This window comes from Rhizobium phaseoli, assembly GCF_001664385.1.
GTDB lineage: Bacteria > Pseudomonadota > Alphaproteobacteria > Rhizobiales > Rhizobiaceae > Rhizobium > Rhizobium phaseoli.
The window spans coordinates 3,162,858-3,189,811 of record NZ_CP013532.1 but is presented as its reverse complement, the minus strand read 5'-3'; the positions used below and the strand labels follow the sequence as shown (position 1 = coordinate 3,189,811).

Annotated in this window: 19 protein-coding genes; 8 read left to right on the top strand and 11 right to left on the bottom strand. The window is 62.5% G+C overall.

Annotated features, from left to right (window positions below; all coding sequences use genetic code 11):
• Positions 1-515 precede the first annotated feature (515 nt).
• Positions 516-1,412, bottom strand: a complete 897-nt coding sequence (locus AMC88_RS15405) for a LysR family transcriptional regulator VtlR (protein ID WP_004671024.1) — start codon at positions 1,410-1,412, stop codon at positions 516-518.
• A gap of 22 nt (positions 1,413-1,434) precedes the next feature.
• Positions 1,435-2,409 (bottom strand): thioredoxin-disulfide reductase, encoded by a 975-nt coding sequence (trxB, locus tag AMC88_RS15400; RefSeq protein ID WP_004671020.1) that lies wholly within the window; start codon positions 2,407-2,409, stop codon positions 1,435-1,437.
• 231 nt (positions 2,410-2,640) lie between these two features.
• Here trxB and AMC88_RS15395 point away from each other — a divergent pair, with 231 nt between their 5' ends.
• The gene (locus AMC88_RS15395; RefSeq protein WP_009992419.1) at positions 2,641-3,108 is read left to right on the top strand and encodes an Lrp/AsnC family transcriptional regulator; all 468 of its coding nucleotides are present in this window, start codon (positions 2,641-2,643) and stop codon (positions 3,106-3,108) included.
• Position 3,109: 1 nt separating this feature from the next.
• On the opposite strand, the gene AMC88_RS15390 is transcribed toward AMC88_RS15395, so the two are convergent.
• Positions 3,110-4,456, bottom strand: a complete 1,347-nt coding sequence (locus tag AMC88_RS15390; protein WP_012484621.1) for a sigma-54-dependent transcriptional regulator — start codon at positions 4,454-4,456, stop codon at positions 3,110-3,112.
• 4 nt (positions 4,457-4,460) lie between these two features.
• On the bottom strand, positions 4,461-6,335 hold the full coding sequence (locus AMC88_RS15385) for a sensor histidine kinase (RefSeq protein WP_041683715.1): 1,875 nt from the start codon (positions 6,333-6,335) through the stop codon (positions 4,461-4,463).
• A gap of 225 nt (positions 6,336-6,560) precedes the next feature.
• On the opposite strand from AMC88_RS15385, the gene AMC88_RS15380 reads away from it, so the two are divergent.
• Entirely contained in the window at positions 6,561-7,895 is a 1,335-nt protein-coding gene (locus tag AMC88_RS15380) for a dicarboxylate/amino acid:cation symporter (protein WP_012484619.1), read from the top strand.
• 349 nt (positions 7,896-8,244) lie between these two features.
• On the opposite strand, the gene AMC88_RS15375 is transcribed toward AMC88_RS15380, so the two are convergent.
• Both AMC88_RS15375 and greA read right to left on the bottom strand, forming a co-directional pair.
• Positions 8,245-9,303 (bottom strand): glycosyltransferase family 4 protein, encoded by a 1,059-nt coding sequence (locus AMC88_RS15375; RefSeq protein WP_041683714.1) that lies wholly within the window; start codon positions 9,301-9,303, stop codon positions 8,245-8,247.
• Between the two features lie 26 nt (positions 9,304-9,329).
• The gene (greA, locus tag AMC88_RS15370; protein ID WP_004672775.1) at positions 9,330-9,806 is read right to left on the bottom strand and encodes a transcription elongation factor GreA; all 477 of its coding nucleotides are present in this window, start codon (positions 9,804-9,806) and stop codon (positions 9,330-9,332) included.
• A gap of 264 nt (positions 9,807-10,070) precedes the next feature.
• On the opposite strand from greA, the gene AMC88_RS15365 reads away from it, so the two are divergent.
• Entirely contained in the window at positions 10,071-11,303 is a 1,233-nt protein-coding gene (locus AMC88_RS15365; RefSeq protein ID WP_012484617.1) for a putative DNA modification/repair radical SAM protein, read from the top strand.
• Complete coding sequence (locus AMC88_RS15360; RefSeq protein WP_016733675.1) at positions 11,303-12,757, top strand: UdgX family uracil-DNA binding protein; 1,455 nt, start codon at positions 11,303-11,305, stop codon at positions 12,755-12,757. Before AMC88_RS15365 ends, AMC88_RS15360 begins: the two co-directional genes overlap by 1 nt.
• A 115-nt stretch (positions 12,758-12,872) precedes the next feature.
• Here AMC88_RS15360 and carB read toward each other — a convergent pair whose 3' ends face one another.
• Positions 12,873-16,361 (bottom strand): carbamoyl-phosphate synthase large subunit, encoded by a 3,489-nt coding sequence (gene carB, locus AMC88_RS15355; protein ID WP_016733674.1) that lies wholly within the window; start codon positions 16,359-16,361, stop codon positions 12,873-12,875.
• A 170-nt stretch (positions 16,362-16,531) separates the two neighbouring features.
• A complete protein-coding gene (locus AMC88_RS15350; protein WP_012484614.1) occupies positions 16,532-17,560 on the bottom strand; it encodes a zinc-dependent alcohol dehydrogenase family protein in 1,029 nt (342 codons plus the stop codon).
• 484 nt (positions 17,561-18,044) lie between these two features.
• On the opposite strand from AMC88_RS15350, the gene ypfJ reads away from it, so the two are divergent.
• Positions 18,045-18,965, top strand: a complete 921-nt coding sequence (gene ypfJ / locus AMC88_RS15340; RefSeq protein ID WP_012484613.1) for a KPN_02809 family neutral zinc metallopeptidase — start codon at positions 18,045-18,047, stop codon at positions 18,963-18,965.
• A 213-nt stretch (positions 18,966-19,178) separates the two neighbouring features.
• Here ypfJ and AMC88_RS15335 read toward each other — a convergent pair whose 3' ends face one another.
• Entirely contained in the window at positions 19,179-20,171 is a 993-nt protein-coding gene (locus AMC88_RS15335; RefSeq protein ID WP_016733672.1) for an aldo/keto reductase, read from the bottom strand.
• Between the two features lie 333 nt (positions 20,172-20,504).
• On the opposite strand from AMC88_RS15335, the gene AMC88_RS15330 reads away from it, so the two are divergent.
• Together AMC88_RS15330 and AMC88_RS15325 are read left to right on the top strand one after the other, a co-directional pair.
• Complete coding sequence (locus AMC88_RS15330) at positions 20,505-21,749, top strand: TCR/Tet family MFS transporter (RefSeq protein WP_012484611.1); 1,245 nt, start codon at positions 20,505-20,507, stop codon at positions 21,747-21,749.
• Between the two features lie 145 nt (positions 21,750-21,894).
• A complete protein-coding gene (locus AMC88_RS15325; RefSeq protein WP_012484610.1) occupies positions 21,895-23,298 on the top strand; it encodes an MATE family efflux transporter in 1,404 nt (467 codons plus the stop codon).
• A gap of 18 nt (positions 23,299-23,316) precedes the next feature.
• Here AMC88_RS15325 and AMC88_RS15320 read toward each other — a convergent pair whose 3' ends face one another.
• Together AMC88_RS15320 and AMC88_RS15315 are read right to left on the bottom strand one after the other, a co-directional pair.
• Positions 23,317-23,637: an antibiotic biosynthesis monooxygenase family protein gene (locus AMC88_RS15320; RefSeq protein WP_010003937.1), complete on the bottom strand. Its 321-nt coding sequence runs from the start codon at positions 23,635-23,637 to the stop codon at positions 23,317-23,319.
• A gap of 463 nt (positions 23,638-24,100) precedes the next feature.
• Positions 24,101-25,417 (bottom strand): DUF7256 domain-containing protein, encoded by a 1,317-nt coding sequence (locus AMC88_RS15315; protein WP_012484609.1) that lies wholly within the window; start codon positions 25,415-25,417, stop codon positions 24,101-24,103.
• Between the two features lie 393 nt (positions 25,418-25,810).
• Between AMC88_RS15315 and AMC88_RS15310 the strand changes: the two genes are divergently transcribed.
• Positions 25,811-26,920, top strand: coding sequence for a sulfite oxidase (locus AMC88_RS15310; protein ID WP_257784688.1), 1,110 nt, complete (start codon positions 25,811-25,813; stop codon positions 26,918-26,920).
• The last annotated feature ends 34 nt before the right edge of the window (positions 26,921-26,954 follow it).

Below are 26,954 nucleotides of genomic sequence, written 5' to 3'. Positions count from 1 at the left end.
ATGGATCGATGCTGGTCGATATGCAAATCACGGAGACGTGAGGTGCAGCCTGCCGCGGGGTGCGCAAATTTTGGGCAAAAAAAGAGGGCCACCGGAAAAACCAGGGCCCTTATAATTGTGAAGGTCAAAAACCTCCAGAGGGGAACAGCTAATGCGGTGGTACTGGGAGAGAAACCACGAAATGCATCAGCTGAGAGGGATATGGTGCTTCCTTAGGCAGGTTTCAATGCTTTTTTGTGCATGCCTGCTATGCGCCGCACAAATTTTTTGCGATGCACCATTGCCCCGCGCGACAAGGCAAAAAAAGAGGGCCGCTGGAAAACCAGGGCCCTTATAAGTGTGAAGGTCAAAAACCTCCAGAGGGGAACAGCTAATGCGGTGGAACTGGGAGGAAAAGCCACCATGTGCATCAGCTATGTGCGATATGGTGGTTTAATGGGCAAACGGCAACCCACATTTGTGCATGCCAGTCATGCGCACACTGCATAGTATGGAAAATATTCCATAAAACTGGGTTAGAAGTTCCAGTTTCTGGCCTTGCTGACGATGAAATCGCGGAAAGCCTTCAGCTTGGCGGCGTTCTTGATCTCGTCAGGGTAGCAGAAATAGGTGTCGAAGGACGGCACGTCGGCATTGATCGCCAGCTGAATCAGGCCGGGATCGCGGCCGACGATGTAATCGGGCAGGCAGGCGACGCCGATTCCGAGCAGGCAGGCGCGCTTGATCGAGGTCTGGCTGTTGATCTGCAGATGCGGGATGCGCTTGTTGTCCGAGGAGCGGCCGGCAACCTCGAGCCAGTTGACGTCGAGCAGGTAGCTCGGCGCCGGCTCGCCGAAGGTGATGATGCGGTGGTTGTCGAGATCTTCGATCTTCTGCGGCTCGCCGTGGCGGTTGATGTAGGAGGGAGCTGCATAGACGTGCATGTGCACGGTGAAAAGCTTGCGCTGAATGAGATCGGACTGCTGCGGCTGACGCAGCCGGATCGCGCAGTCGGCATGGCGCATGTTCACATCCACTTCCTCATTGTCGAGGATCAGCTGGATCTGCACATCGGGATAAAGCTGCAGGAATTCCTGGATCTTGTCGGTCAGCCAGCCCTGGCCGAGGCCGACGGTCGTCGTCACACGCAGCTTGCCGGACGGCGTCTCGGTCGTCTCGGTGAGCTGCATCTTCACGGTTTCGAGCTTCAGCAGCACGTCATGGGCGGTGCGGTACAGCAGTTCGCCCTGTTCGGTCAGGATCAGGCCGCGGGCATGGCGGTGAAACAGTTTGGTGCCGACATCCTGCTCCAGCGCGCTCACCTGGCGGCTGATGGCGGATTGGGACAGATGAAGTTTATCCGCCGCATGCGTGAATGAACCCGCCTCGGCAGCTGCGTGGAAAATACGCAGCTTGTCCCAATCCAGTGGCATTCCCCCGCCTCTCATGCCGATCTTACTCCGCGGCCACGGCGACGGGCATGTGGCCCGTCAGATATCGCTCGGCCTCGAGCGCTGCCATGCAGCCCATGCCGGCGGCGGTGACGGCCTGACGGAACGTATCGTCGGTCACGTCGCCGGCGGCATAGACACCCTCGAGACTGGTCGCGGTCGAATCCGGCGCGGTCCAGAGATAGCCGTTGTCCTTCAGCTTCAGCTTGTCCTTGAAGAGTTCGGTTGCCGGTGCATGGCCGATGGCAACGAAGACGCCGTCGATCGGCATTTCGGTGATCGCGCCGGTTCTGACGTCACGCAGGCGCGCGCCCGAGACCGACTGCGGCATCGGGGGCTTGGCCGCCGTGCCGGTGATTTCGGCCACTTCGGTGTTCCACAGCACCTTGACGTTTTCCCTCGCGAACAGGCGTTCCTGCAGGATTTTCTCGGCGCGGAAGGTGTCGCGGCGGTGTACCAATGTGACCGACTTGGCGATGTTGGAGAGATAGAGCGCCTCTTCGACAGCGCTGTTGCCGCCGCCGACGACGATCACATCCTTGTTGCGATAGAAGAAGCCGTCGCAGGTGGCGCAGGCCGAAACACCGAAGCCCTGGAAATGCTGTTCGCTTTCGATGCCGAGCCACTTGGCCTTGGCGCCGGTGGCGATGATCAGCGTGTCTGCTGTCCAGACCTGACCGCTGTCGGTGCGGGCGACGAAGGGACGCTGGTTCATGTCGACTTCGGTGACGAGGTCGCTGACGATCTCGGCGCCGACATGTTTTGCCTGCTGCAGCATCTGCTCCATCAGCCAGGGACCCTGGATCGGATCGGCAAAGCCCGGATAATTCTCGACATCGGTGGTGATCATCAGCTGGCCGCCTTGTTCGAGACCGGCGATCAGCACCGGTTTCAGCATGGCGCGCGCGGCATAGACCGCGGCGGTATAGCCCGCGGGTCCGGAACCGATGATGAGCACCTTGGTATGGCGGGCGGGCATGTCATTTCCTTTCGACTGGCAGGAGGGCGGCGGCTAAATAGCGATTGCGGCCGTTTCGCGGTCCATGCGCCATTTATGAACGACCAATGCTTTTATTCAAGGGCAGCCTTGCGTTACCAACAAGGCAAATGACCCCGTTGTGCAAGAATCCGTCATCATCGTGAAACTTTCTTGCGTATTCCGCGGCTTTATATAGAAGCTCGCCGCGGCGAATTAAAGAAAGGCCATGATGTGGGTCGCACCGAACTCGACGTCATCGACATAAAGATCCTCCGCGAGCTGCAGGCCGACGGCCGCATGACCAATGTCGAGCTCGCCGACCGCGTCGGTATTTCGGCGCCGCCCTGCCTGCGCCGTGTGCGCAAGCTCGAGGAAGCCGGCATCATCGAAGGCTATCACGCCATGTTGAACAGCCCGAAGCTCGGCTTCGATCTGGTCGCCTTCTGCATGGTCGGGCTCAAACATCAGTCGGAAGGCAATCTCAAGGCCTTTGCTGCCGCCACCACCGAATGGCCGCTGGTGCGCCAGGCCTGGATGGTTTCGGGCGACAGCGATTTCCTGCTGCATTGCGTGGCGGAGAATCTGACCCACTTCCAGGATTTCGTCATCGAGGTGCTGACGGCGAACGAGCATGTCGACACCGTGCGCACCATGCTGACGATCCGGCAGGTGAAGAAGCTCGGGCTTGTGGAAGTCTGAGCTATTTGCGCGAGGCATAACCACCGCGGTTGATGCCATGGCGCTGGAGCTTGTCGTAGAACGTCTTTCTCGGAATGCCGAGCGCTTCGATGGTGCGGCGCACGTCGCCGTCATTGCTGGCGAGCGCGTCACGGATGATTTCCGCCTCGTAGCGCTCCAGCCGCTCGGGCAGCGTCCCGCCGGTCGACTGGGGGGAAGGGGATGGCGCTCCGCCGCCCTCGACGCCAAGCACCACGCGTTCGGCATAGTGGGAGAGTTCGCGGACGTTGCCGGGCCAGGAATGCGAGGCAAGATGGCGGCGAACCGCCTCCGAAAGCTGCGGCACCTCGCGGCGGAAACGCTCGGCGGCGCGGGCGGCAAAGTGGGAAAACAGCAGCGGAATATCGTCGCGACGTTCCCTCAGCGGCGGAATCGAAATCGTCACGACATTCAGCCGGTAATAGAGGTCCTCGCGAAAATCGCCGCGCACCTCGGGATCGCCAAGGTCAATCTTGGCGGCCGCGACGACGCGCAGGTCGACCGGGCGCACCTCGTTGGTGCCGAGCGGAGTGATTTCGCGCATCTCCAGCACCCTCAGCATCTTGACCTGCGTGGCGACAGGCATGCTTTCGATCTCGTCGAGGAACAGCGTGCCGCCGCTTGCATGTTCGATGCGGCCGGTGCGGCGCTTCTGGGCGCCGGTAAAGGCGCCGGCCTCGTGGCCGAAGAGCTCGCTTTCGATGACGGTTTCCGGCAGCGCCCCGCAGTTCAGTGCCACGAAATTGCCCTTCCGGCGATGGCTCCACTGATGCAGGATCTGGGCGACCACTTCCTTGCCGCTGCCGGTTTCGCCGGCGACCAGCACATCGACATCGGTATCGGCAATGTGGCGAAGGATCTTCCTGAGATTGTCCATGACCGGCGTCTGGCCGATCAGCGGCAAGGTCTCCTGTGCCTCGTCGGCCGCCTTGCGCAGCATCCGGTTTTCCAGAACGAGCCGACGTTTTTCGCTGGCGCGGCGCACGCTTTGGACGAGCCGGTCGGCCGGGAAGGGTTTGGCGATGAAATCATAGGCGCCGTCCTGGATGGCCTGGACGGCCATCGGGATATCGCCGTGGCCGGTCATCAGTATCACCGGCAAGTCGGCATCCATGTCCTTGAGCATCGTGAAGAGCTGCAGCCCGTCGATCTCCGGCATGCGGATGTCGGTGACGACGGGGCCGGCAAAGTCGGCCGCCAGCTCGTCCAGCGCCGCTTTGGCGCCGTCATAGGCGGAAACGGCGAAGCCGGCGAGCTCCAGCGTCTGGGTGGTGGCGCGGCGCAGATCGCCGTCATCGTCGATCAAAGCAACGGGTATGGCCATGTCCATGATCTCAAGCCTTCCTCAGATGAACGATGAAGCGGCTCCCGTCGCCATCGCTTTCAACTTCCATCCGGCCGCCGTAATCGCCGACGATATCCTTGGAGATGACAAGCCCGAGGCCGAGACCTTTTTCCTTCGAGGTGTTGAACGGCGTGAACAGGCCCTTGCGGATTTCGGGCGAAATGCCGGGGCCGTTGTCGGCAACCGTCAGCGTTACTGTCTCCGCATCGGCCGATGTCCTGACCTCGACGCGCCCCGCTTCGGCCTTCGGCGCCACGGCCTCCAGCGCGTTCTGCAGCAGGTTGATGAGCACCTGCTCGAGACGGATCCTGCTGCCCATGACCTGCAGCTCGGCGGGCGGCAGCTCGATGTCGAGCGTATCCATGCGGCCGGCAAAACGGCTGCGCAGCAGCATCACCGCCCCCTCGATGACGTCCTTCAAGCCCGTTGGTTCGGCGCTGCCGCGGCCCTTGCGGGCGAAGCTTTTCAGCTCCTCGGTGATCGAGCCTATGCGCTCCGTCAGGGCGGCGATATTTTGAAGATTTTCACCGGCCGGCGCCGTCTGGCCGCGGTCGAGGAAAGTGCGGGCATTGTCCGCATAGGCGCGGATGGTCGCCACCGGCTGATTGATCTCATGAGCGACACCGGCGGCAACCTGGCCCAGGATCGCCAGCCGATTGGCCTGCACCAGATCCTGCTGCACCGCCTGCAGCTTCTGCTCGGTGCTGCGATGACCGGCGATCTCGGCCTGCAGACGATCCCGCGCCTGGCTGAGATCCAGCGTCCGCTCGGCCACGCGCTGTTCCAGTTCTTCCCGCGCCTGCTGCTCGCTGAAAATTCTCAGGGTGATCGTCTGGCGGCGGCGCAAGAGGAAGGCTGACCCCGCCAGGAGCGGCAAAAGCAAGAGCAGCGCCAGCATGCGCGTTTCGCGGACCGCCGCATCGACGGACGGCCCCAATGCAACAAGATGCTGTAGATTCCAGCCGGTTGCAGGGATCGGCATCCCGACCTCGAGGAAGCTGGTCTTTCCGGCGCCGCCGGGCGTGACGATCTCGACGACAGCAAGCCTGTCGCCAAGGTGCCTGATGACATCGAGCGGCAGCGGCTGAAGCGGCGCGTCGCCGAATTGAAGGCTCTCGCGGATCGCGGTCAGCCGATCCTCGGCAATGCGGCCGATCGTCATGAACCGCCAGGAGGGAACGCTGGTGATGAGGACGATGCCGCGATCGTCGATGACGTAGGACGGGGCGCCCGAGGCGTTCCAATCCGCCTCGACATCGTCGAATTCCACCTTGACGACGACGACGCCCAGGAGACCGTCACTGCCTGATATCCGCTCGGAAATATAAAGACCGGGCTTCTTGCTGACGGTGCCGAGCGCGAAATGCTCGGCCTGCCCTTGAGCGACGGCGCCCTGAAAATACTCGCGGAAACGATAGTCGTTGCCGACGAAGCTCGTCGGTTCACGCCAGTTGCTGGCTGAAACCGCGATACCATCCTTGTCGATGACATAGATGACGGCCGCTTTCGTACCGGCGGCCAGCGTCTCAAGCTTCCGGTTCAACTGCTCGAACGTGCCGGCGTCGCGTCCCGTCAGGGCGGTGGCGAGCGCGGTATCTTGCGACAGCACGAAGGGCAGCGCCCGGTATTTTTCGAGGACGGTGCGCAGCAGCGCCACGTTCATCCTCGCATCGGTGCGGGCCTGTTCCTCCAGGGCCGCTTCCGCCCGGCGCCGGCCGACCTCGCCACTCGCCAAGAGACTGCCGGCGACGGCCGAAAGGGCGAGCACCGCATAGGCCCACCACATTCGGCGAATGCGGTGGTGCAAGGGCAGGGAGGGCCAAAGCCTTTGCGAGACTGACAAGGACATGACGGATTTGTGCATTTTTCCGCACGGGACGCAAATGGATTTGTGTGAGTTTCCGCATCGTCAGGATAGGTAGTTGGCCCGTCAGATATTTTTTCTGACATATAAACAAGGGCTTAGGCGGATGGCGCGAAACTGGCACGGCTATTGCGAAGAACAGCGCAACAACGGCTGAGCTGTTGGATTGAAGCGAACGGCTCGGGAGGCCGGAGTTGGTTCCGGGCGAGCCCTTAGGAGGACATCATGATCGCAGCACCACTCGACGCAGTCGCAGACAGCAAGGGCAGGAAGCCCTTTTATTCTCATCTTTATGTTCAGGTTCTCGCCGCCATCGCGGCGGGTATCCTTCTCGGCCATTTCTATCCCGAGCTCGGCACCCAGCTGAAGCCTCTCGGCGACGCCTTCATCAAGCTCGTCAAGATGGTGATCGCGCCGGTCATCTTCCTGACGGTGGCGACCGGCATTGCCGGCATGAGCGACCTGAAGAAGGTCGGCCGCGTCGCCGGCAAGGCGATGCTGTACTTCCTGACGTTCTCGACGCTGGCGCTGGTGATCGGCATGATCGTCGCCAATGTCGTCCAGCCCGGCGCCGGCATGAACATCGATCCGGCTTCGCTCGACCCGAAGGCCGTTGCCACCTTCGCCGATAAGGCGCATGAGCAGAGCATCGTCGGCTTCCTGACGAATATCATCCCGACGACGATCGTCGGCGCCTTTGCCGACGGCGACATTCTGCAGGTGCTGTTCTTCTCGGTGCTCTTCGGCATCGCGCTCGCCATGGTCGGCGAAAAGGGCGAGCAGGTCGTCAATTTCCTCAACGCCCTGACGGCTCCGGTCTTCAAGCTCGTCGCCATTCTGATGAAGGCTGCGCCCATCGGCGCCTTTGGCGCCATGGCCTTCACCATCGGCAAGTATGGCGTCGGATCGATCGCTAACCTCGCCATGCTGATCGGCACGTTCTACATCACGTCGCTGCTCTTCGTCTTCATCGTGCTCGGCGCGGTCGCCCGCTACAACGGCTTCTCGATCGTGGCGCTGCTGCGCTACATCAAGGAAGAGCTCTTGCTGGTGCTCGGCACTTCGTCGTCGGAAGCCGCCCTTCCGGGCCTGATGAACAAGATGGAAAAGGCCGGCTGCAAGCGCTCGGTCGTCGGCCTCGTCATTCCGACTGGCTATTCCTTCAACCTCGACGGCACCAACATCTACATGACGCTGGCAGCCCTCTTCATCGCCCAGGCAACCGGCATCAATCTCTCCTGGGGCGACCAGATCCTGCTGCTGCTGGTGGCGATGCTGAGCTCCAAGGGTGCCGCCGGCATCACCGGCGCCGGCTTCATCACCCTTGCCGCGACGCTCTCCGTCGTGCCGTCGGTGCCGGTCGCCGGCATGGCGCTCATCCTCGGCATCGACCGCTTCATGTCGGAGTGCCGGGCGCTGACCAACCTCGTCGGCAATGCGGTGGCGACGATCGTCGTGGCACGCTGGGAAAACGAGCTGGATACGGCGCAGCTCGCCAGAGCCCTGGGCGGCCAGACAGAAGAGGGCGCTCCGGCCGGCGGACTTCAGCCGGCGGAATAACCAGCCACTCGCCAGTCTCGGATATTTGCAACGGCCCGTCATCCAGCGGGCCGTTCGCTTTTTGACAAGTCCCGCTCTCTACTCGCCGTTATCCCCGGGCCTTGAGCCATAGCTGTCCGGTTCATGCGAATGATTGCCCCTCACCCTAACCCTCTCCCCGTTCTGACGGGGAGAGGGGACGTGCCCTGCGAGAGGTGGGAGAGGGACGACGGAAAGGCTGCGGCATACCCCCTTCTCCCCGCGCGCGGGGAGAAGGTGGCGGCAGCCGGATGAGGGGCGGGCGCCGATCTCTTAGGGCGACTGATCACCAGAGGCACCTTACTTCAACACGGGCCGCTTCTCGTTCCGCTCAGCCGCGATTGCCGCCGAGAAGGCGATCGTAAAAGGCGCCGATCGCGTTTGCTTCCTTTTCCAGCGCAAAATTCGCCCTGACATGGCGCAGCGCATTCTCGCCATGGGCGATCGCCAGCGCGGGATCTGCTATATAGGGGGCAATCGCCCGGGTCAGCGCCTCGCCGTCGCCGGCGGTGACGACCGAGCCGGTCTCGCCTTCGGCGATGAGTTCGGCGTAGGCGCCGGCATCCGAGGCCACCACCGCCGTGCGCGAGGCCATGGCTTCAAGCGGCGTCAGGCCGAAGCCTTCGTTGCGGGAAGGGGCGACATAGAGCGTCAGGCGGCGATACCAGACTTTGATATCGGGCACTTCGCCGAGGAAGAGGATCCTGTCGGCAAGCCCTGCGGCCTTGACATCGGCCTTCAGCTTGTCGCCGAAGGCCACGTGCTCCGCCGTTACCCGGCCGGAGACGACGGCCGTCCATTCAGGGTGCCGCGGCAAGAGTTCGATCATCGCCTTGACGAAGAGATCGGTGCCCTTCTGATGGCGCACACGGCCGAAGCAGCCGACCAGATAGCGGCCGGGCAGACCCGTCGCGGCGATGCCGTCCTCCGCCGTTTCCGGCGGGTGGAAAAGGGACAGATCGACGCCGTGCTGGATGACGGTATGGGGAACTTCGAGGAAGGAGCCGGAACGGTCGCTGGTTGCGATCACCGCGTCCATGCGGCGGATCAGCCATTTCGTGTAGGCGGTGTGGCGGCGCTGCGCGGCCGAGGTGAAGATGAGCTTCAGCGGCATGCGCAGGAAATGGCGGAGCAGGATGCCAACGGCCATCTCATTGTTGCGGCGGGCGTGCCAGACGCGATGGCGCCGACGCGCCGGCCTGCGCCACAGACCAGGGAGCTGTGACCATCTCAGTTTCGGCAGGCCTTCCGGCAGGCCGGGGCCGAGGGTTGCGATCCGGATGCCGAGCCGGATCTGGCATGGGATGAGCTGGACGATGGTCGACGTGACGCCGGAGAGCCGGCGCTTGAAATTGGGCGCGATGATCTCGACGTCACGCATATCAGGCAAGGATGGATCTCATGTCTGGCGGGCGATCAGCCCCAGGAAACCTGGAGGATTTCGTAGGCCTTGGAGCCGCCGGGGGCATTGACCTCGATGGAATCGCCGACTTCCTTGCCGATCAGTGCACGGGCGATCGGTGAGGAGATGGAGATGCGGCCGGCCTTGACGTCGGCTTCCTGGTCGCCGACGATCTGATAGGTCTTTTCTTCCTCGGTGTCCTCGTCGACGAGCTTCACCTTGGCGCCGAACTTGATCTTGTCGCCGGACATCTTCGTGAGGTCGATGACCTCGGCGCGCGCCGTCAGGTCTTCCAGCTCGGTGATGCGGCCTTCATTGTGGCTCTGGGCTTCCTTGGCGGCGTGGTATTCGGCGTTTTCGGAAAGGTCGCCATGAGCACGGGCTTCGGCGATCGCCTCGATGATTCGCGGGCGCTCCTCCTGCTGACGCCAGCGCAGCTCTTCCTGCAGCTTGACGAAACCACCCTGTGTCATCGGTACCTTATCAACCATTTTTCTGTCCTTCATTCCCTGTGGCCGCCGGCCCTTGCTCCGCGCAGTCGGGTACACACAAAAGAAAACAGGTCCCGAAGGGGAGCTTCGGAACCGTGCCACAATCCTAGTTACGTGCTTATAGCAGATCGCCAAGGCCGATTTCCAGAAAATTCGCATAAACCCAACGCGTGCCCTGCGAAAACGGATGCTGCGCCGGAAAAAGGGAAGAGGCGGGAGTAGCCGGATTGACTTCCGTCATTGGAACATATAGTGAACATATGGATGAAGAAGTCGCTCGCAGAACGCTTGGCCATTCTTTCCGACGCCGCCAAATATGACGCTTCCTGCGCTTCCAGCGGCACGGTGAAACGCGATTCGAGCACAAGCGGCGGGCTTGGCTCAACCGAGGGATCGGGCATCTGCCATGCCTATGCGCCGGATGGCCGGTGCATTTCGCTCCTGAAGATCCTGCTGACGAACTTCTGCATCTACGACTGCGCTTATTGCGTCAATCGCTCGTCGAGCAATGTCGAACGGGCGCGCTTCACGCCTGAAGAGGTGATCTGGCTGACGCTGGAATTCTATCGCCGCAATTACATCGAAGGTCTCTTTCTTTCCTCCGGCATCATTCGCTCGTCCGATTACACGATGGAAGAGATGGTTCGTATCGTCCGCGAATTGCGGGTCACCCATAATTTTCGTGGCTATATCCATCTGAAATCGATCCCCGAGGCATCGCCGCGGCTGATCGAGGAGGCGGGGCTTTATGCCGACCGCCTGTCGCTCAATATCGAACTGCCGACGGACACCGGCATCACCCGCTTCGCGCCGGAGAAGAAACCGGCCAATATCCGGCGGTCAATGGGCGAGCTGAGACTGAAGATCGAGGCTGCCGCCGAACCGACGCTGAAGAGCAAAAAACGCCAGCGCTTCATTCCGGCCGGCCAGAGCACGCAGATGATCGTCGGTGCCGATGGCGCGAGTGATGCGACGATTCTGGCGACCAGCGGCAGGCTTTACAGCAGCTACGGCCTCAAGCGCGTCTATTATTCGGCCTTCAGCCCGATCCCGGATGCCTCCAAAAATCTGCCGCTGATCAAGCCGCCGCTGATGCGCGAGCACCGGCTTTATCAGGCCGACTGGCTCTATCGGTTCTACGGCTTCGGCATCGACGAGATCACCGCGAACCAGACGGGCGGCATGCTCGATCTGAACCTCGACCCGAAGCTTGCCTGGGCGCTGGCCAACCGGAGCGAATTTCCCGTCGATATCAACAGGGCCGAGCGCGAGCGGCTGCTGCGTGTGCCGGGTCTCGGCACCAAGACCGTCAAGGCAATCGTTTCGGCGCGCCGCTTTCGCCGCCTGCGGCTCGACGATCTCTCTCGGCTCGGCGTTTCGATCAAGAAGGTCCAATCCTTCATTTGCGCCGAAGGCTGGTCGCCGCGCCGGCTGATCGACAGGCCGGACCTCCGCGCCATGTTCGAGCCGCAGCCCGAACAATTGTCGTTGCTGTGATGCGCCGGGTTGTGCTCGCAGGACGCGGAGAGCTTGGCGAATGGCGCGATGCCGCACGCGCCTTGGCGGCCGCCGGCATCGTGCCCGACGAGATCGACTGGCGCGAGAAAAGCGCGGAGGCCGATCTTTCCTTTCAGCGCGACGCCATGCCGCCGGCGCCGGCGGCATCACGCAAGCCGATGACCGTGCCGCCCGCCTTCATCGAGCTTGCCGAGACGGTCCTCTGTCACTCCGATCCGGCGCGGTTTGCGCTGCTTTACCGCCTGCTCTGGCGGCTGCAGCTGGACCGGCAGCTGCTCGAGGTGACCTCCGACCAGGATGTCGTGCGTGCCCGGCTGATGGCGAAAAACGTGCATCGCGACGCGCACAAGATGACGGCCTTCGTCCGCTTCAAGGAGGTCGGCGCGATTTCCGCGGGGCGGCGGAAATTCATCGCCTGGTTCGAGCCCGACCACCACATCATCAGGCGCACGGCACCCTTCTTCCAGCGGCGTTTCACAGACATGGACTGGTTGATCGCCACGCCCAAGGGGTCGGCCGCCTGGGATGGCGAGCGGCTGACGATCAGCGACGAACCCTGCGAGAAGCCCAATCTTACCGACGTAACCGATGAGCTCTGGCGCACCTATTACGCCAGCATCTTCAATCCGGCTCGGGTGAAGCTGAAGGCGATGCAGGCGGAAATGCCGAAAAAATACTGGAAGAACCTGCCGGAAGCCGATCTCATTCCTGGCTTGATCGCATCGGCCGAAAGCAAGGTGCGGGAGATGGCGGCAAGGGAGGCAACGCGCTCGCTGCCCTTTCACGACCGGCTGCAGCAGGCTGCGCGCAATCTTCCCACAGAACCCGAAGCGCCGGCCGGCACGCTGGAGGCGCTGCGCGCGCAAGCCTCCGTCTGCACCCGTTGTCCGCTTCACGCCAACGCCACTCAAACCGTGTTCGGCGAGGGGCCGCGCGATGCGGCGGTGATGTTCGTCGGCGAGCAGCCGGGCGATCAGGAGGATATTGCAGGACGCCCCTTCGTCGGCCCGGCCGGCCGGCTTTTCGATCAGGTCATGGCGGAGGCGGGCATCGACCGTTCGATGGTCTACGTCACCAACTCAGTCAAGCATTTCAAATACGAGCCGCGCGGCAAGCGGCGCATCCACCAGAAGCCCACTATGGGCGAAGTGAAGCATTGCCGCTGGTGGCTCGATCTGGAATTGGCGCTCGTCGAGCCGAAGCTGATCGTCGCCATGGGGGCGACGGCGCTTGCGGCGCTGACGGATGTGAAAGGGCGCCTGCAGGACGTCAGAGGCAAGGCAATGGCAATTGAAGGAGGGCGCACGCTCTTCGTGACGGTGCATCCATCCTATCTGCTGCGCATTCCCGACGAGCGGTTGAAGGCGGAGGAGATGGCGCGCTTTCGTCAGGATATGTCGGAAATTCAGGTGCTTATGACGTCAGCCGGATAAATGGATTCCGCTTGAAGTCGCGTCACCGCTCATCGAGCGGTGACGCTGTTCTTTGTTTTTTCCGCAATTCCGGAGGCAAAGCCGCGGGCGCAGATTTGCTTGAATTGCTTCAATCTCAGGCGAAGTAGCTCTGCAGCGGCCGCACTTCGAGATTGCCGGCCTTCAGCGCCTTGATTGCCTGGGCGGCGGCCTCGGCGCCGGCCATCGTCGTGTAATAGGGCACCTTCTGCATCAGCGTCGCGCGGCGCAGCGACTTGGAATCCGAGATCGCCTTGTTGCCGTCGGTGGTGTTGATGACGAGCTGGACCTGGCGGTTGCGGATCGCGTCCTCGATATGCGGACGGCCTTCGAGCACCTTGTTGATCTTGGTGGCGGTGATGCCGTTTTCGCCGAGGAAGCGGGCGGTGCCGCCGGTCGCCAGCACCTTGAAGCCCTGTTCAACGAGGATGCGGATCGCCGGCAGCACGCGCGACTTGTCCTCGTCGCGCACGGAGACGAAGACCGTGCCGTCACGCGGCAGCTCGACGCCGGCGCCGAGCTGCGACTTGGCGAAGGCCAGCGCGAAATCGGTATCGAGACCAATGACTTCACCGGTCGAGCGCATTTCCGGGCCGAGCAGCGTGTCGACGCCGGGGAAACGGGCGAAGGGGAAGACGGCTTCCTTGACGGCGATGTGCGTCAGCTTCCGCGGATCGGGCTTTTCGCCATAGGCGGCGAAGGTCGCATCGAGCTTCTCGCCGGCCATGACGCGGGCAGCGATCTTGGCGATCGGCGCGCCGATGGTCTTGGCGACGAAGGGCACGGTGCGCGAGGCGCGCGGATTGACTTCGAGCACGTAGACGGTGCCGTCCTTGATGGCGAACTGGACGTTCATCAGGCCGCCGACATTGAGCGCCTTTGCCATGGCTTTGGCCTGGCGTTCCAGCTCGTCGAGCAGTTCGACGGGCAGCGAGCGCGGCGGCAGCGAGCAAGCGCTGTCGCCCGAATGAATGCCGGCTTCCTCGATGTGCTCCATGATGCCGGCGACATAGACGTCGGTGCCGTCGGAGAGGCAGTCAACGTCGACTTCGATGGCATGAGTCAGGTAGCTGTCGAAGAGCAGCGGGTTCTTGCCGAGCAGGGTGTTGATCTGACCGGTCTTGTCGTTCGGATAACGCTGCTTGATATCTTCGGGCACCAGTTCCGGCACCGTGTCCAGCAGGTAGGTCTGCAGCTGGCCTTCCGAATGCAGGATCTGCATGGCTCGGCCGCCGAGCACGTAGGACGGACGCACGACCAGCGGGAAGCCGATTTCAGCGGCGACCAGACGGGCCTGCTCGACCGAATAGGCGATGCCGTTGTTCGGCTGGTTGAGGTCGAGCTTCATCAGCAGCTTCTGGAAACGATCGCGATCTTCGGCAAGGTCGATCATATCGGGCGCGGTGCCGAGGATCGGAATGCCGTTTTTCTCGAGCGCCTCGGCAAGCTTCAGCGGCGTCTGGCCGCCGAACTGGACGATGACGCCGACGACTTCGCCCTTTTCCTGCTCTGCGCGCAGGATCTCGATCACGTCTTCGGCCGTCAGCGGCTCGAAATAGAGGCGGTCGGACGTGTCGTAGTCGGTCGAGACGGTTTCCGGGTTGCAGTTGATCATGATCGCTTCGTAACCCGCATCCTTCAGCGCGAAGGCGGCGTGGCAGCAGCAATAGTCGAACTCAATGCCCTGGCCGATGCGGTTCGGGCCGCCGCCGAGGATGACGACCTTCTTGCGGTCCGAAACCTGAGCTTCCGAGCGGGCGGAGCCGACGAAGGGCGTCTCATAGGTCGAATACATGTAGGCGGTCGGCGAAGCGAATTCCGCCGCACAGGTGTCGATGCGCTTGAAAACCGGGCGGACGTTCAGGCCGTTGCGCAGCTCGGCGACTTCCTTGGGGCGCTTGCCGGTCAGGGTCGCCAGACGCGCGTCGGAGAAGCCCATCGCCTTCAGCATGCGCAGGTTGTCGGCATCGCCCGGCAAGCCATGCTCGCGGATGCGGGCTTCCATGTCGACGATGTTCTTGAGCTCGGCGATGAACCACGGGTCGATCTTGCAGCCCTCATGCACCTCTTCGATGCTGAGACCCTGGCGCAGCGCCTGGGCGACCATGCGCAGGCGATCCGGCGTCGGCGTGCCAATCGCGGCGCGGATGGCGTTCTGGCTGGATTCGCCTTCCTCGAAATCAGGGATTTCGATTTCGTCGAGGCCGGTCAGGCCGGTTTCAAGGCCACGCAGCGCCTTCTGCAGCGATTCGGCGAAGGTGCGGCCGATCGCCATGACTTCGCCGACCGATTTCATCGCAGTCGTCAGGACCGGCGAGGCGCCGGGGAATTTCTCGAAGGCAAAACGCGGGATCTTGGTGACGACATAATCGATCGACGGTTCGAAGGAGGCAGGCGTGGCGCCGCCGGTGATGTCGTTTTCCAGTTCGTCGAGCGTATAGCCGATGGCGAGCTTGGCGGCGACCTTGGCGATCGGGAAGCCGGTCGCCTTGGACGCCAGCGCCGAAGAGCGCGACACACGCGGGTTCATTTCGATGACGACAAGGCGGCCGTCCTTGGGGTTGACGGCGAACTGGACGTTCGAACCGCCGGTCTCGACGCCGATCTCGCGCAGCACCGCGATCGAGGCGTTGCGCATGATCTGGTATTCCTTGTCGGTCAGCGTCAGCGCCGGGGCGACGGTGATCGAATCGCCGGTGTGAACGCCCATCGGATCGATGTTCTCGATCGAGCAGATGATGATGCAGTTGTCCGCCTTGTCGCGGACGACCTCCATCTCATACTCCTTCCAGCCGAGCACGGATTCTTCGATCAGCACTTCGGTGGTCGGCGAGGCGTCGAGGCCGCCGCCGACGATCTCGAAGAATTCCGAGCGGTTATAGGCGATGCCGCCGCCGGTGCCGCCCAGCGTGAAGGAGGGGCGGATGATAGCGGGCAGGCCGACATGATCGAGCGCCTGGGCGGCGATCGCCATGGCGTGGTTCAAATAACGCTGCTTGCGGTCGCTCTCGCCGAGGTTCCACTGGTTTTCCAATTCGTCCAGCGCCTTGTCAAGGTCGGAGCCGGAGAGGCTTTCGCGCAGCTTGCTGCGCTCGGCCTCGTGCGTCTTGCGGTCGAGATCCTTGATGTCGGTGGCGTTCGCCAGCATCGAACGCGGGGTTTCAAGGCCGATGCGGGCCATCGCCTCGCGGAACAGCGCGCGGTCTTCGGCCATGTCGATGGCGGCCGGCTTGGCGCCGATCATCTCGACATTGTAGCGGTCGAGCACGCCCATGCGCTTCAGCGACAGCGCAGTGTTTAGCGCTGTCTGGCCGCCCATAGTCGGCAGCAGCGCATCCGGGCGCTCCTTGGCGATGATCTTGGCGACGACCTCGGGGGTGATCGGCTCGACGTAGGTGGCATCGGCCAGGCCCGGATCGGTCATGATCGTCGCCGGGTTGGAGTTGACGAGGATGACGCGGTAGCCTTCCTCCTTTAGCGCCTTGCAGGCCTGGGTGCCGGAATAGTCGAATTCGCAAGCCTGGCCAATGACGATCGGTCCCGCGCCGATGATGAGGATCGATTTGATGTCTTGGCGCTTCGGCATGGGCGATATCCATTGTCTGGCTGCGCAAAAAGCCGGCCAGGGTGGGAGATCACCAGGTCGGGTCGCGCATTGAGGTCTTTTCAGGCTAGAAGCGGCTTATAGGCAAATGTATTTGCAAACGGAACCCCATAAATCGCGGAATCGACAGGAATCCGGATATGGCGTGAAACCTATTTCCCGTCCGGCACGACGAGCACCCGGATTTCGCCTCCGCGAGCCGGATTGGTGATCGCTTCCGGGGCCTCCTCAAGCCCGATCCGCCTGGATATCAGCGGCCCGACCCTGATCCTGCCGGAGGCGATGAGATCGGCGGCGCGGGCATGGGTGAAAGGATTGACGAAGGAGCTAATCAGCGCGACTTCGCGAAACAGCAGGTCGAAGGGTTCGATCTCGATCGTGGCGCCCTGAGGCATGACGCCCAAAATGACGGCGGTGCCGCCGCGCCGGGCAAGCCGGGGCGCCTGCTGCATCGTCTCGGCCACACCGGCGCATTCGAAGACGACGTCGGCGCCGCCGGGCAGAAGCCCGTCTTCGGCGATGATACGGGCAACGATATCGCCGTCGCCGGGATCGGCCGTTGCCGTCGCGCCAAGGCTTTCGGCCAGCCGGCGCTTTTCGGCGCTGCGAGTCACCAGCACGATGCGGGTAGCGCCGGCAAGCCGTGCCAGCTGAATCGTGAGCAGGCCGATGACGCCGCCGCCGAGCACGACGGCCGACGAGCCAGCCCTTAACCCGGCGAGATCGACGCCGTGGATGCAGCAGGCCAGCGGCTCGCAGAAGGCGCCGTGCAGCGGGTCGATATCTGTCGGCAGGGCAAAAGCCTGGCTTTCAGGCATGCAGACATATTCGGCGAAGCCGCCGTCGCGGTGAATGCCGATCGCCTGCAGCTTCCGGCAGAGATTGACGCGGCCGCGCCGGCATTCCTCGCAGCCGCCGCAAGAGATGTTGGGATCGCCCGTCACGCGCATGCCGGGGCGGAAATCGGTAACGCCGGCTCCAACCGCCTCGACGATGCCTGCAAATTCATGGCCGAGCGTCACCGGCGGCTTCGAGGGAAATTCGCCATGGAAGATATGGCGGTCGGTGCCGCAAATGCCGCAGGCTTCGACGCGGACCAGCAGGTCGCCCGGCCCTGGTGCTGGTTTTTCGACCTCGCACAGCTGCAACTGTCCTGTCGCTTGCAGGCGTATTGCTTTCATGGCCATCTCCTCCCGCATTCTCCGCCTTTATCAGAAAGAGCAAAAGCAGGAGTCGGGTCAAGCGGTTGATGCATTTTCTTTAAGTAACGGAGACGGACATCGAGGCACCTCTCCGGCGAGCGGGGTGGATCGTGACAGGATGACGAGATGGCGCTCGGAGCTCACTTACTCTGTAAGGGGAACAATATCCCGTTCTTTCAAGTTTGCAGTCGAGAACATGGAGGTCGTGATGGTGGATCCGAGAGACAGGAAACCGGCGGAAGGCTCGCGGGAGACCGTTGAGAGAGAGCTGGCCCGCCAGGGGGAGACCCAGCATAGCAGCGCCGGAAAAGGTGGTGGTCAAAAGGGGCCGGCGCAGCAAAGCCCGAGGAAAAAGTGAGCTGTTCAGCCGCCTGTTTTGCACGTGGATGAAGCTGCTGGAATTCCTCCCGCGGCCGGTTATATAAATTCGTTGAAGACAAGCACATTGCCGGGGAGAACGAAGATGGAATGGAGAGGCCGGCGTCAGTCCGACAATATCGAGGATCGCCGCGGCGAGCCGAGCAGCGGCGGTTTCGGCCGCGGCGGCGGCTTCAACTTTCCTTCCGGCGGCGGTGTTCGCCGCGCCGGCGGCGGCTTGAGCATCGGCACGATCATCTTCCTCGTCGTCATCTATTTCATCTTCAAGATGATGGGCGTTGACCTGCTGCAGGTGCTTGATAATGGCGGCATGTCGAGCGGCCCCGGCTACGAGCAGAGCCAGTCCGACGGCACGCGCACGCCAGCCAATGACGAGATGACCGCTTTCGTGCGCACCGTTCTGGCCGAGACCGAGGATACATGGAACGGCATTTTCCAGGCACAGGGCCGGAATTACGAGGAGCCGCGCCTTGTACTTTTCTCAGGACAAACGCAATCGGCCTGCGGCTTTGCCTCAGCCGCGACTGGTCCATTCTACTGCCCCGGCGATCACAAGGTCTATCTCGATACGGATTTCTTTCAGGAACTCTCCGACCGGTTCGGTGCTTCGGGCGACTTTGCCGAAGCCTATGTTGTCTCTCATGAGGTCGGCCACCATGTGCAGAACCTTCTCGGCATCCTGCCGAAGTTCAACGAGGCCCGCCAGCGCATGAGCGAGGACGACGCCAACAAGATGTCGGTGCGCGTCGAGCTGCAAGCCGACTGCTTCGCTGGCATCTGGGGCAAGTATACCCAGCAGAAGGGCATATTGGAGGCCGGCGACCTGGAGGAGGCGCTGAATGCCGCCCAGCAGATCGGCGACGATACGCTGCAGAAGCGGACGCAGGGCTACGTCGTGCCCGAGAGTTTCAACCACGGCACCTCGGCCCAGCGGGTCAAATGGTTCAAGCGCGGCTTCGACAGCGGCCAGCTGTCGGCCTGCGACACGTTCTCGGGGCCGGTTTGAGGTTGCCAAGGTTTGCGCGTGTCGCCCCCTCATCCGCCTGCCGGCATCTTCTCCCCGCTAGGGCGAAGGGAACTTGCCGCAACGTCTCGATTCCCTCTTCCCCCGCGGGGGTCCGAAGGACGGGTTGAGACCCGTGGCTCAACCCTGGTCGGTGCCCGTAGGGCGGATGAGGGGGCTACACGGCACGACGCTTCCGTCTTTCAATCCACCTTGTTACTTCTCACTATCCATATGCTGCAGCATCTGCTCCGGATAACGCCCGCCGGCGGCGGCATCCTTCGGCACGGCGCGTTCGATGGCTTCGAAATCCTCTGCCGACAGATCCACCGCGCGTGAGCCGAGCGCCTCGGTCAGCCGGTCGCGGCGGCGCGCGCCGATGAGGGGGACGATATCCTTGCCCTTGGCGGCGACCCAGGCGATGGCGATCTGCGCGACCGACACGCTCTTTGCCTCGGCGATCTCGCGGAGTTTTTCCACGAGAGCGAGGTTCTGCTCGATATTGCCGTCCTGGAAGCGCGGGCTGTAGGCGCGGAAGTCGCCTGCCGCGGCCTGGCCCTTCTGCCAGTGGCCGCTGATCAGACCGCGCGAGAGCACTCCGTAAGCGGTAATCGAGATGCCGAGCTCGCGTGTCGCCGGCAGGATCTTCTCCTCGATGCTGCGCGAGATCAGCGAATATTCAATCTGCAGATCGACGATTGGCGCAACAGTGGCGGCGCGGCGGATCGTCTCGGCGCCGACTTCCGACAGGCCGATATGTCTGACATAGCCTGATTTGACCAGATCGGCGATGGCGCCGACGGTGTCCTCGATCGACACATTCGGATCGAGGCGGGCAGGACGGTAGATGTCGATATAATCGACGCCGAGACGCTGCAGCGAATAGGCGAGGAAGTTCTTCACCGCGACCGGGCGGGCGTCGATGCCGCCCCAGCCGCCGGCGGGGTCGCGCAGCGCCCCGAACTTGACGCTGATGATGGCGTTTTCCCGCCTGCGGCCCTTCAAAGCCTCGCCGATCAGCATTTCGTTATGGCCCATGCCATAGAAATCACCGGTGTCGAGCAGGTTGACGCCGGCGTCGAGCGCGGCATGGATCGTCGCGATGCTTTCGGCGCGGTCAGAAGGGCCGTACATGCCCGACATGCCCATGCAGCCGAGGCCGATGGCCGAGACTTCGGGTCCCGTTTTTCCCAAGCGATAGGTCTGCATTGTCGTCTCCTTGATTTGCGCCCGAGCGGCGCCGTCCTATGCCGTTTTACTGCCTATGCACCTCAGCGATAATCCGACGGACGCCGGACGGGCTGCGCGTGGGCATGCACAACGAATGACGCTGCTCTTGATGATCTGGACGCCATTGCCGCGAGGGCAATAGCTGGCGACCGGGCCGCCGCCCCCGGCGGTTGAGGGCTTTCATAAACTTCCCGTACGACTGCATCAAAAACTTTGAAATGTTCACGGATTGTTTCGTGTTTCTTTCTGAGCTATGTCACTTGAGCGGCGACGAGATCGTCTTTTCAGAAACAAACGCTGTAGAGATGCCTCATGCTTGACCCGAAATTCGTTCGCCGCGGCCTTTTCCTGGTCTTCGTCATCCTCTTCCTCGACATCATCGGCATCGCCATCATCATGCCGGTGCTGCCCGCCTATCTGGAGCAACTGACCGGCGGCAGTGTCAGCGATGCGGCGATCGACGGCGGCTGGCTGATGCTCGTCTACGCCGGCATGCAATTCCTCTTCGCACCGCTGCTCGGAAACCTGTCCGACCGTTTCGGCCGTCGGCCGGTGCTTCTGCTTTCGGTGCTGACCTTTGCGATCGACAATTTCATCTGCGGCATCGCCACCAGCTTCTGGATGCTGTTCGTCGGCCGCGTGCTTGCCGGCATCAGCGGCGGCAGCTTCGCCACCTGCTCGGCCTATATCGCCGACATCAGTACCGAGGAGAACCGGGCGAAGAATTTCGGGCTGATCGGCATCGCCTTCGGTGTCGGCTTCACGATCGGCCCCGTCATCGGCGGGTTCCTCGGAGAGTTCGGGCCGCGGGTGCCGTTCCTTGGCGCGGCAGCGCTGTCGCTCCTCAATTTCATCGCCGCCTGCTTCCTGCTGCCGGAAACATTGGAAGCGAAGAACCGCCGCCGCTTCGAGTGGAAGCGCGCCAACCCGCTCGGCGCGCTGCGCCAGATGCGCCGCTACCCCGGCATCGGCTGGGTCTGTCTGGTGATGTTCCTGTTTTTCCTGGCGCATGCCGTCTATCCCTCCGTCTGGTCGTTCGTCTCGACTTATCGATACGGCTGGAGCGAGGGGCAGATCGGCCTGTCGCTCGGTATCTACGGCATCGGTGCCGCGCTCGTCATGGGTTTCGTCCTGCCGCGGATCGTCCCCTTGCTCGGCGAGTGGAAGACCGCTGTCCTCGGTCTCTGCTTCTCGGCTGCAGGACTGACCGGCTATGCCTTCGCCTGGGAGGGGTGGATCGTCTACGTCGTCATCGTCGCGACCGTCATGGAAAACGTCGCCGATCCGCCGCTGCGCAGCATCGCCGCCGGCAAAGTGCCGCCTTCGGCGCAGGGCGAGCTGCAGGGCGCGCTGACCAGCCTCAGCAGCATCACCACGATCGTCGGGCCGCTGATCTTCACGCAGATGTTCGGCTATTTCACCCGGCCGGAGGCGCCCGTCACCTTTGCCGGTGCGCCTTATCTCACCGCCGCCGTGCTCATCCTGCTGGCCGCCGGGGTATTCCTGACCAGGGTTCGCGTCCGAGAGCCGGCCGAGGCGCTGGAAGCGGCGGGCTGATCAATCAGAAATAGTGATGTCATGATGAATTTTTCATCATCTGCCCGTTCTGGGGTAGTTCTTTGCGAGGCTTTGATTTAAGTCCGAAGGATATTTTGCCGCCTACTTACGCGGCGTTGCAGATTTCAATCACAGGACTGGTGTCATGGACACGCCGATCGACGCGCGCAGGCTTGCGCCGACAAACGATAACCGTTGGGGCGCACATTTCCGCGCAACGTTGGCGCTCGGCATTCCTCTGATCGGCGCCCAGCTCGCTCAGCTCGGCATCAACACCACCGACGTGATGATTGTCGGGCGTCTCGGCGCCGAGCATCTGGCGGCGATGGTACTGTCGGCCCAGTTCCTGTTCACGATCCTGATCTTCGGCTCGGGTTTTGCCATCGCCGTCATTCCGATGGTGGCTCAGGCCTATGGCCGCGGCGACGTCGTCTCCGTGCGCCGGGCGCTGCGCATGGGTCTCTGGGTGGTGATCGGATACTGGGTCATCATGCAGCCCGCCTTCTTCAATTCCGAGCAGATCCTTCTCTTCGCGCAGCAGAAGCCCGAGGTCGCGAAACTGGCCCATGGCTACATCAGGATCGGCCAGTTCGGCGTGCTGCCGGCGCTGCTCTTCAACGTCATGCGGGCCCTCGTCAGCGCCATCGGCAAGGCGGGCATCATTCTCAACGTCACCATTGTCACCCTGGTGATGAATGCGATCTTCGCCTACGCCCTGGTGCTCGGCCATTTCGGCTTCCCCGCGATGGGGCTTGAAGGTGCGGCCATCGTGTCGGTCGTGGTGCAGGCAGCCGGTTTCCTCTTCATCCTTGCCTTCGTCCAGAAGCGGGCGGAGACACGCCGCTATGAGATCTTCGTGCGGTTCTGGAAGCCCGACTGGCATGCGCTGCGGGAAGTCATCCGGCTCGGCCTGCCGATCAGCGTCACCATACTTGCCGAGGTCAGCCTGTTCACGGTGGCATCGCTCTTGATGGGCTATATCGGCACCATCGAGCTCGCCGCGCACGGCATCGCCCTGCAATGGGCCTCGATCGCCTTCATGATTCCGCTCGGCCTCAGCCAGGCGGCGACGGTGCGCGTCGGTGTCGCGCACGGGCAGGGCGATTATGACGGTCTGATGCGCGCTTCCATCATGGTTGTCGGCATCGCCTGTGCGATCTCGGCGGTCGGTTCGGTGCTGTTTGCCACCATGCCGCAATTCCTCGGCAGCTGGTTCCTCGACGTGAACTCGCCCGAGGCGCCGCAAGTGCTGGCCTATGCCGGGCCGCTGATCGTCGTTGCCGGACTTTTCCAGCTTGTCGACGGGCTGCAGGTGATCGCCAACGGATTGCTGCGCGGCCTGAAAGATGCGCGCGTGCCGATGATCATGGCGCTGATCGCCTATTGGCCGATCGGCTTCTTCCTCGCCTGGGCCTTTGCCTTCCCGCTCGGCTTCGGCGGCATCGGCATCTGGTTCGGCTTCCTCGTCGGACTGGCGGCTGCCGCCGTCATGCTCTGCGCACGCTTCTATCTTCTCCTTCGCCGGGAGGGAGCGACTTCAGGGGCCTGAGCCTGCCGCGAGCTATCTCTACGCCGCGACAGGTTTGTAGCTGGCGATATCGGCGCGAATGCCGAGACGGGCAAACATTTCCTGCGGATCGAAATTGGCGGCCTTGTGGGCGGCCGCGACAGCTGCCCGCGCGCGCTCGACGACCTCGGTATTTTCCCATTCGGCAATGGTGACGAAATTGAATTCGCCGGAACCGGCGACCTGCTCCAGCACCCGGTGATCGATGAAACCCTCCTGCGCCTCCAGCAGCTTGTGGGTCATCATCACTTTGACAAGAAATTCCTCGCGCGCCGCCGCCGGCACGACGAATTTGTCGACACGATAGAAAGCTCCGCTCATCCCTTTTCTCCTGCATCGGATGTCCGCGGGGCGTTTGTAATTCCTCAAGTGCGGTTGAGGTCAATATGGAAGCGAAGCCGTCCGGTCACTGACTTGGAATTGTGGGCGCCCGCTTCCTGAAGCCGTCGTGTTCCAGAGTGACGGCATTGCCTTCTATATGGTGGTTTTCGACAGCTGGATAGCAACTGTGCGCCGGCAGCGGCAGTCGGTGGGCTCGACGGGAGGAACGACCGGTTTGGGGCCGCGAGCGGACCGGCACCTGACCGGGGCTTGCCGGCAATAGCGGACCATGCATTCGAGAGCTAATACAAGGTCTCGGTTTAGCCCCGAGCGGCCATTGTAGGAACGATCCCTAAATGTCTAAGACTGGCAAATCAGCAGCCTGATCCTTGTCCACGCCGATTGACGCACTCCAGCCGGGCCTGCGCCCCGTCATTGCCAGCCCTCGCCAATCTCTCCGGCGTCAGCAGGCCCATTCGAGCTTCATCTCCTTGAGATCGATCTGGGCGACGCCGCTTCCGAAATTGAAGCCGCCGAAGATTTCCGAGATTTCGATGTAGTAAGGTGAGAAATCGGGATAGCCCTGCATGGGAAACATCGTGCCGCCGAGATGGGCGTGCCAGTCCTGGAAGCGCTCCAGCTCCAGCTCCTGGCCTTCCTCTGAATAGGCGGCGATATAGCCGCTGAGCTCGTTTTGGTGCCTGAATTCGCGCGCCGGCTTGCCGACATTCGGATCGCCCTCGCGCAGCGTGATCTCGATCGGCCAGCCATAATGCAGTGCCTCGCGGCCTGGCAGGTTCTTCCATCCGCCCGGCTTCCGGGTTGCCGCCAGAAGCTCGCGGACGGCAAGTCCGCCGGGCGAAAAGACGTTTTTTGCCTGTTGTTCCGCCACCGTCCTCGGCAGGTTGAATTCTCCGAAATAATCGAGCGGCGATTTCGAGAGCCAGCCGGGGACAGGGGTGCCCTCGATTATTGGAGGGACGCCGAGCGGTGCTGCAAACTCCTCTTCCGTCAGCCAGAAGAGAACGTAGTCGTTGTCCATGAATTCGATGTCGAAGCGGCGCGGATCGGCGCCGCGCGCGCCTCCCGCGCCCACATTTTTGCTTGCCGGCGGCGTCTCCCATTGCTCGTCGACGAAGAGCGAGATTGCCACATACTCATCGCCGAGCATGCGGTATGGCGGCGGCAGTTTCACCGTGAAGGCGTGGCGAAGCGGCATACCGTTGGTAGTGCTGACCGGCCATCTGCTGGCATCGATACCGGGCGGGCAGCCGTGGCACCAGCCACTTTCAGGACGGCGGGCGAGATCGACAGGATCGGTCATCGCCAGGTCATAGGCCTCGGTGAGGTTGGGATCGGCATATTTATAAGGCCGCTCCGGATAGACCGCCGTCGGATCCGTGAGGCTGATGATCCTGACGACACCCTCTCTGATGCCTACGCCGAGCAGGAGCGTATCCGACAGGTTCATCTTCAGCATGGTCCAGCCGTATTTCTCTCTCTCGTCATAAATGCGCTCGGCGACGGGATAAAGCCGATGCAGCTCTTCGGCCGGCATTCCCATCCTGACGCCATGGATAGGGGGAAGTTCGAAGGGGGCGCGGAAATGAACTTCGCCAAGCCTGCCATCGGCGGTAATGCGCGTGCCGAACTCCTCGATATGCAGACGGCCCTCCGCCTGAATGCCCGGTTCCTGCCAGCTCGTCCCCAAAGCCGCCTTCAGCTCCTCTACGGATACACCCGGCTGCATCGGCGCCAATCTCGCATTGTCTATCGGCATGCGCGTCCTCTCTCGCTGACCGTCCCGCGCAAGAGATAGGACGGGTTGGAAACAAGGCAATGACGTAGCGGGAGGTTGAAGGCTAAGCGTGGCGCGGAAGGCGCTCCCAGTCGTTCACGACGAAAGATCACGCCCCAAACCGCGCATTCTTTCTGTTCCTGCTAAGGAGGTTTTCGAGACATCGCAGCACCGACATGGGGGCGCGAAAGAGACTTGGGGCCTATAGCAGCATTCGCGCCCTTTGCTGCCGTTCGAGGTCGATCCGAGGAACGAGCGGGATGTGCTAGAATGGGGACGGAACGCGACAGACGCACTGCGAGGGGCGGTGCGATCGAAGCGGAATTCGCGTGATCGAGTGCCAACGTTGTGCTCTTTGAAGGGGAGATGAGGACGATGCCGACACCTGAGCAACCCAGTCTAATAGTTCGACAGAAATCCCCACCGAACATCGAGTTTCCCTTTGCGTCACTCTCCGCTTGGCTGATCCCAACCGAGCTTTTCTTCGTGCGAAACCATTTCCCATCGCCGGAGCTCGATGCGCGAGACTGGAGATTGCGCGTTGGCGGGGCGGTGGAGCGGCCGCTCGAACTTGACCTCGACAGCATCAAGGCGATGCGGAGCACGACTTTCACTGCCGTCGTCGAGTGCGCAGGGAACGGGCGCGTCTACTATGTGCCGCCGAGGGAGGGGTTGCAGTGGCAGAACGGAGCCGTCGGCAATGCCGCGTGGACAGGTGTTCCTCTGCGCGAGATTTTAGAAATGGCGGGCGTCAAGCCAACCGCACGTGAGGTTCTGCTCGTCGGCGCAGACAGCGGCGTCGTCGACACCAACAAGAAAACGGCGTCTCCAGGCCCCATCGCTTTTGCGCGCAGTTTACCGCTTGAGAAGGCCGTCGCTGACAGCACCATGCTTGCCTATTCGATGAACGGGGAGCCGTTGACGCGCGATCACGGCTACCCGCTGCGCGCGGTCGTGGGTGGCTGGTTCGGCATGGCTTGGGTCAAGTGGATCACTGATATCACTGTCGTGGAGCAACCGTTCCTTGGCTACTGGCAGGCGCGCGACTATTTCCGTTGGGAGCGCAGCCTCGGGGAACCCAGGCTGGTCCCGCTTGCGGAGATGGAGGTCAAAGCGCAGATCGCGCGTCCCGTGCAGGGCGCGCGTCTCGTCGCCGGCCAACCGTATCGGATTTTCGGAGCCGCCTGGGGCGGAGAGGCTGCTATTCGGCAGGTCCAGGTCTGCACCGGAGATGGCAGGGGCTGGCGCGAGGGAAGGCTCCTCGAAACAGAACATCCCTTCGCATGGCGCTTGTGGGAGCACATGTGGACCCCTGAAGAAGCGGGGCGATATATACTGCGATGTCGCGCGATCGATGGTGCGGGGTGCGTGCAGCCCGACCTCCAGCGTTCCGACTGCGAGAGCTACGCGGCCAATTGGATCGTTCCGGTGGAGGTTACGGTCGTTCCCGAGCCACAGACGTACGAGGAGGAATTCGTGATCTAATCACCCGCATGGGGCGGAATGGCGGCCTTTGGCG

Bases quoted from the DNA above. Each gene is read 5' to 3' on its own strand.
- AMC88_RS15325 (WP_012484610.1), top strand. From the start codon at position 21,895: ATGGACACGCCGATCGACGCGCGCAGGCTTGCGCCGACAAACGATAAC.
- AMC88_RS15315 (WP_012484609.1), bottom strand. From the start codon at position 25,417: ATGCCGATAGACAATGCGAGATTGGCGCCGATGCAGCCGGGTGTATCC.
- AMC88_RS15390 (WP_012484621.1), bottom strand. From the start codon at position 4,456: ATGGACATGGCCATACCCGTTGCTTTGATCGACGATGACGGCGATCTG.
- AMC88_RS15385 (WP_041683715.1), bottom strand. From the start codon at position 6,335: ATGCACAAATCCGTCATGTCCTTGTCAGTCTCGCAAAGGCTTTGGCCC.
- AMC88_RS15405 (WP_004671024.1), bottom strand. From the start codon at position 1,412: ATGCCACTGGATTGGGACAAGCTGCGTATTTTCCACGCAGCTGCCGAG.
- ypfJ (WP_012484613.1), top strand. From the start codon at position 18,045: ATGGAATGGAGAGGCCGGCGTCAGTCCGACAATATCGAGGATCGCCGC.
- AMC88_RS15365 (WP_012484617.1), top strand. From the start codon at position 10,071: ATGAAGAAGTCGCTCGCAGAACGCTTGGCCATTCTTTCCGACGCCGCC.
- AMC88_RS15335 (WP_016733672.1), bottom strand. From the start codon at position 20,171: ATGCAGACCTATCGCTTGGGAAAAACGGGACCCGAAGTCTCGGCCATC.
- trxB (WP_004671020.1), bottom strand. From the start codon at position 2,409: ATGCCCGCCCGCCATACCAAGGTGCTCATCATCGGTTCCGGACCCGCG.
- greA (WP_004672775.1), bottom strand. From the start codon at position 9,806: ATGGTTGATAAGGTACCGATGACACAGGGTGGTTTCGTCAAGCTGCAG.
- AMC88_RS15380 (WP_012484619.1), top strand. From the start codon at position 6,561: ATGATCGCAGCACCACTCGACGCAGTCGCAGACAGCAAGGGCAGGAAG.
- AMC88_RS15320 (WP_010003937.1), bottom strand. From the start codon at position 23,637: ATGAGCGGAGCTTTCTATCGTGTCGACAAATTCGTCGTGCCGGCGGCG.
- carB (WP_016733674.1), bottom strand. From the start codon at position 16,361: ATGCCGAAGCGCCAAGACATCAAATCGATCCTCATCATCGGCGCGGGA.
- AMC88_RS15350 (WP_012484614.1), bottom strand. From the start codon at position 17,560: ATGAAAGCAATACGCCTGCAAGCGACAGGACAGTTGCAGCTGTGCGAG.
- AMC88_RS15330 (WP_012484611.1), top strand. From the start codon at position 20,505: ATGCTTGACCCGAAATTCGTTCGCCGCGGCCTTTTCCTGGTCTTCGTC.
- AMC88_RS15310 (WP_257784688.1), top strand. From the start codon at position 25,811: ATGCCGACACCTGAGCAACCCAGTCTAATAGTTCGACAGAAATCCCCA.
- AMC88_RS15360 (WP_016733675.1), top strand. From the start codon at position 11,303: ATGCGCCGGGTTGTGCTCGCAGGACGCGGAGAGCTTGGCGAATGGCGC.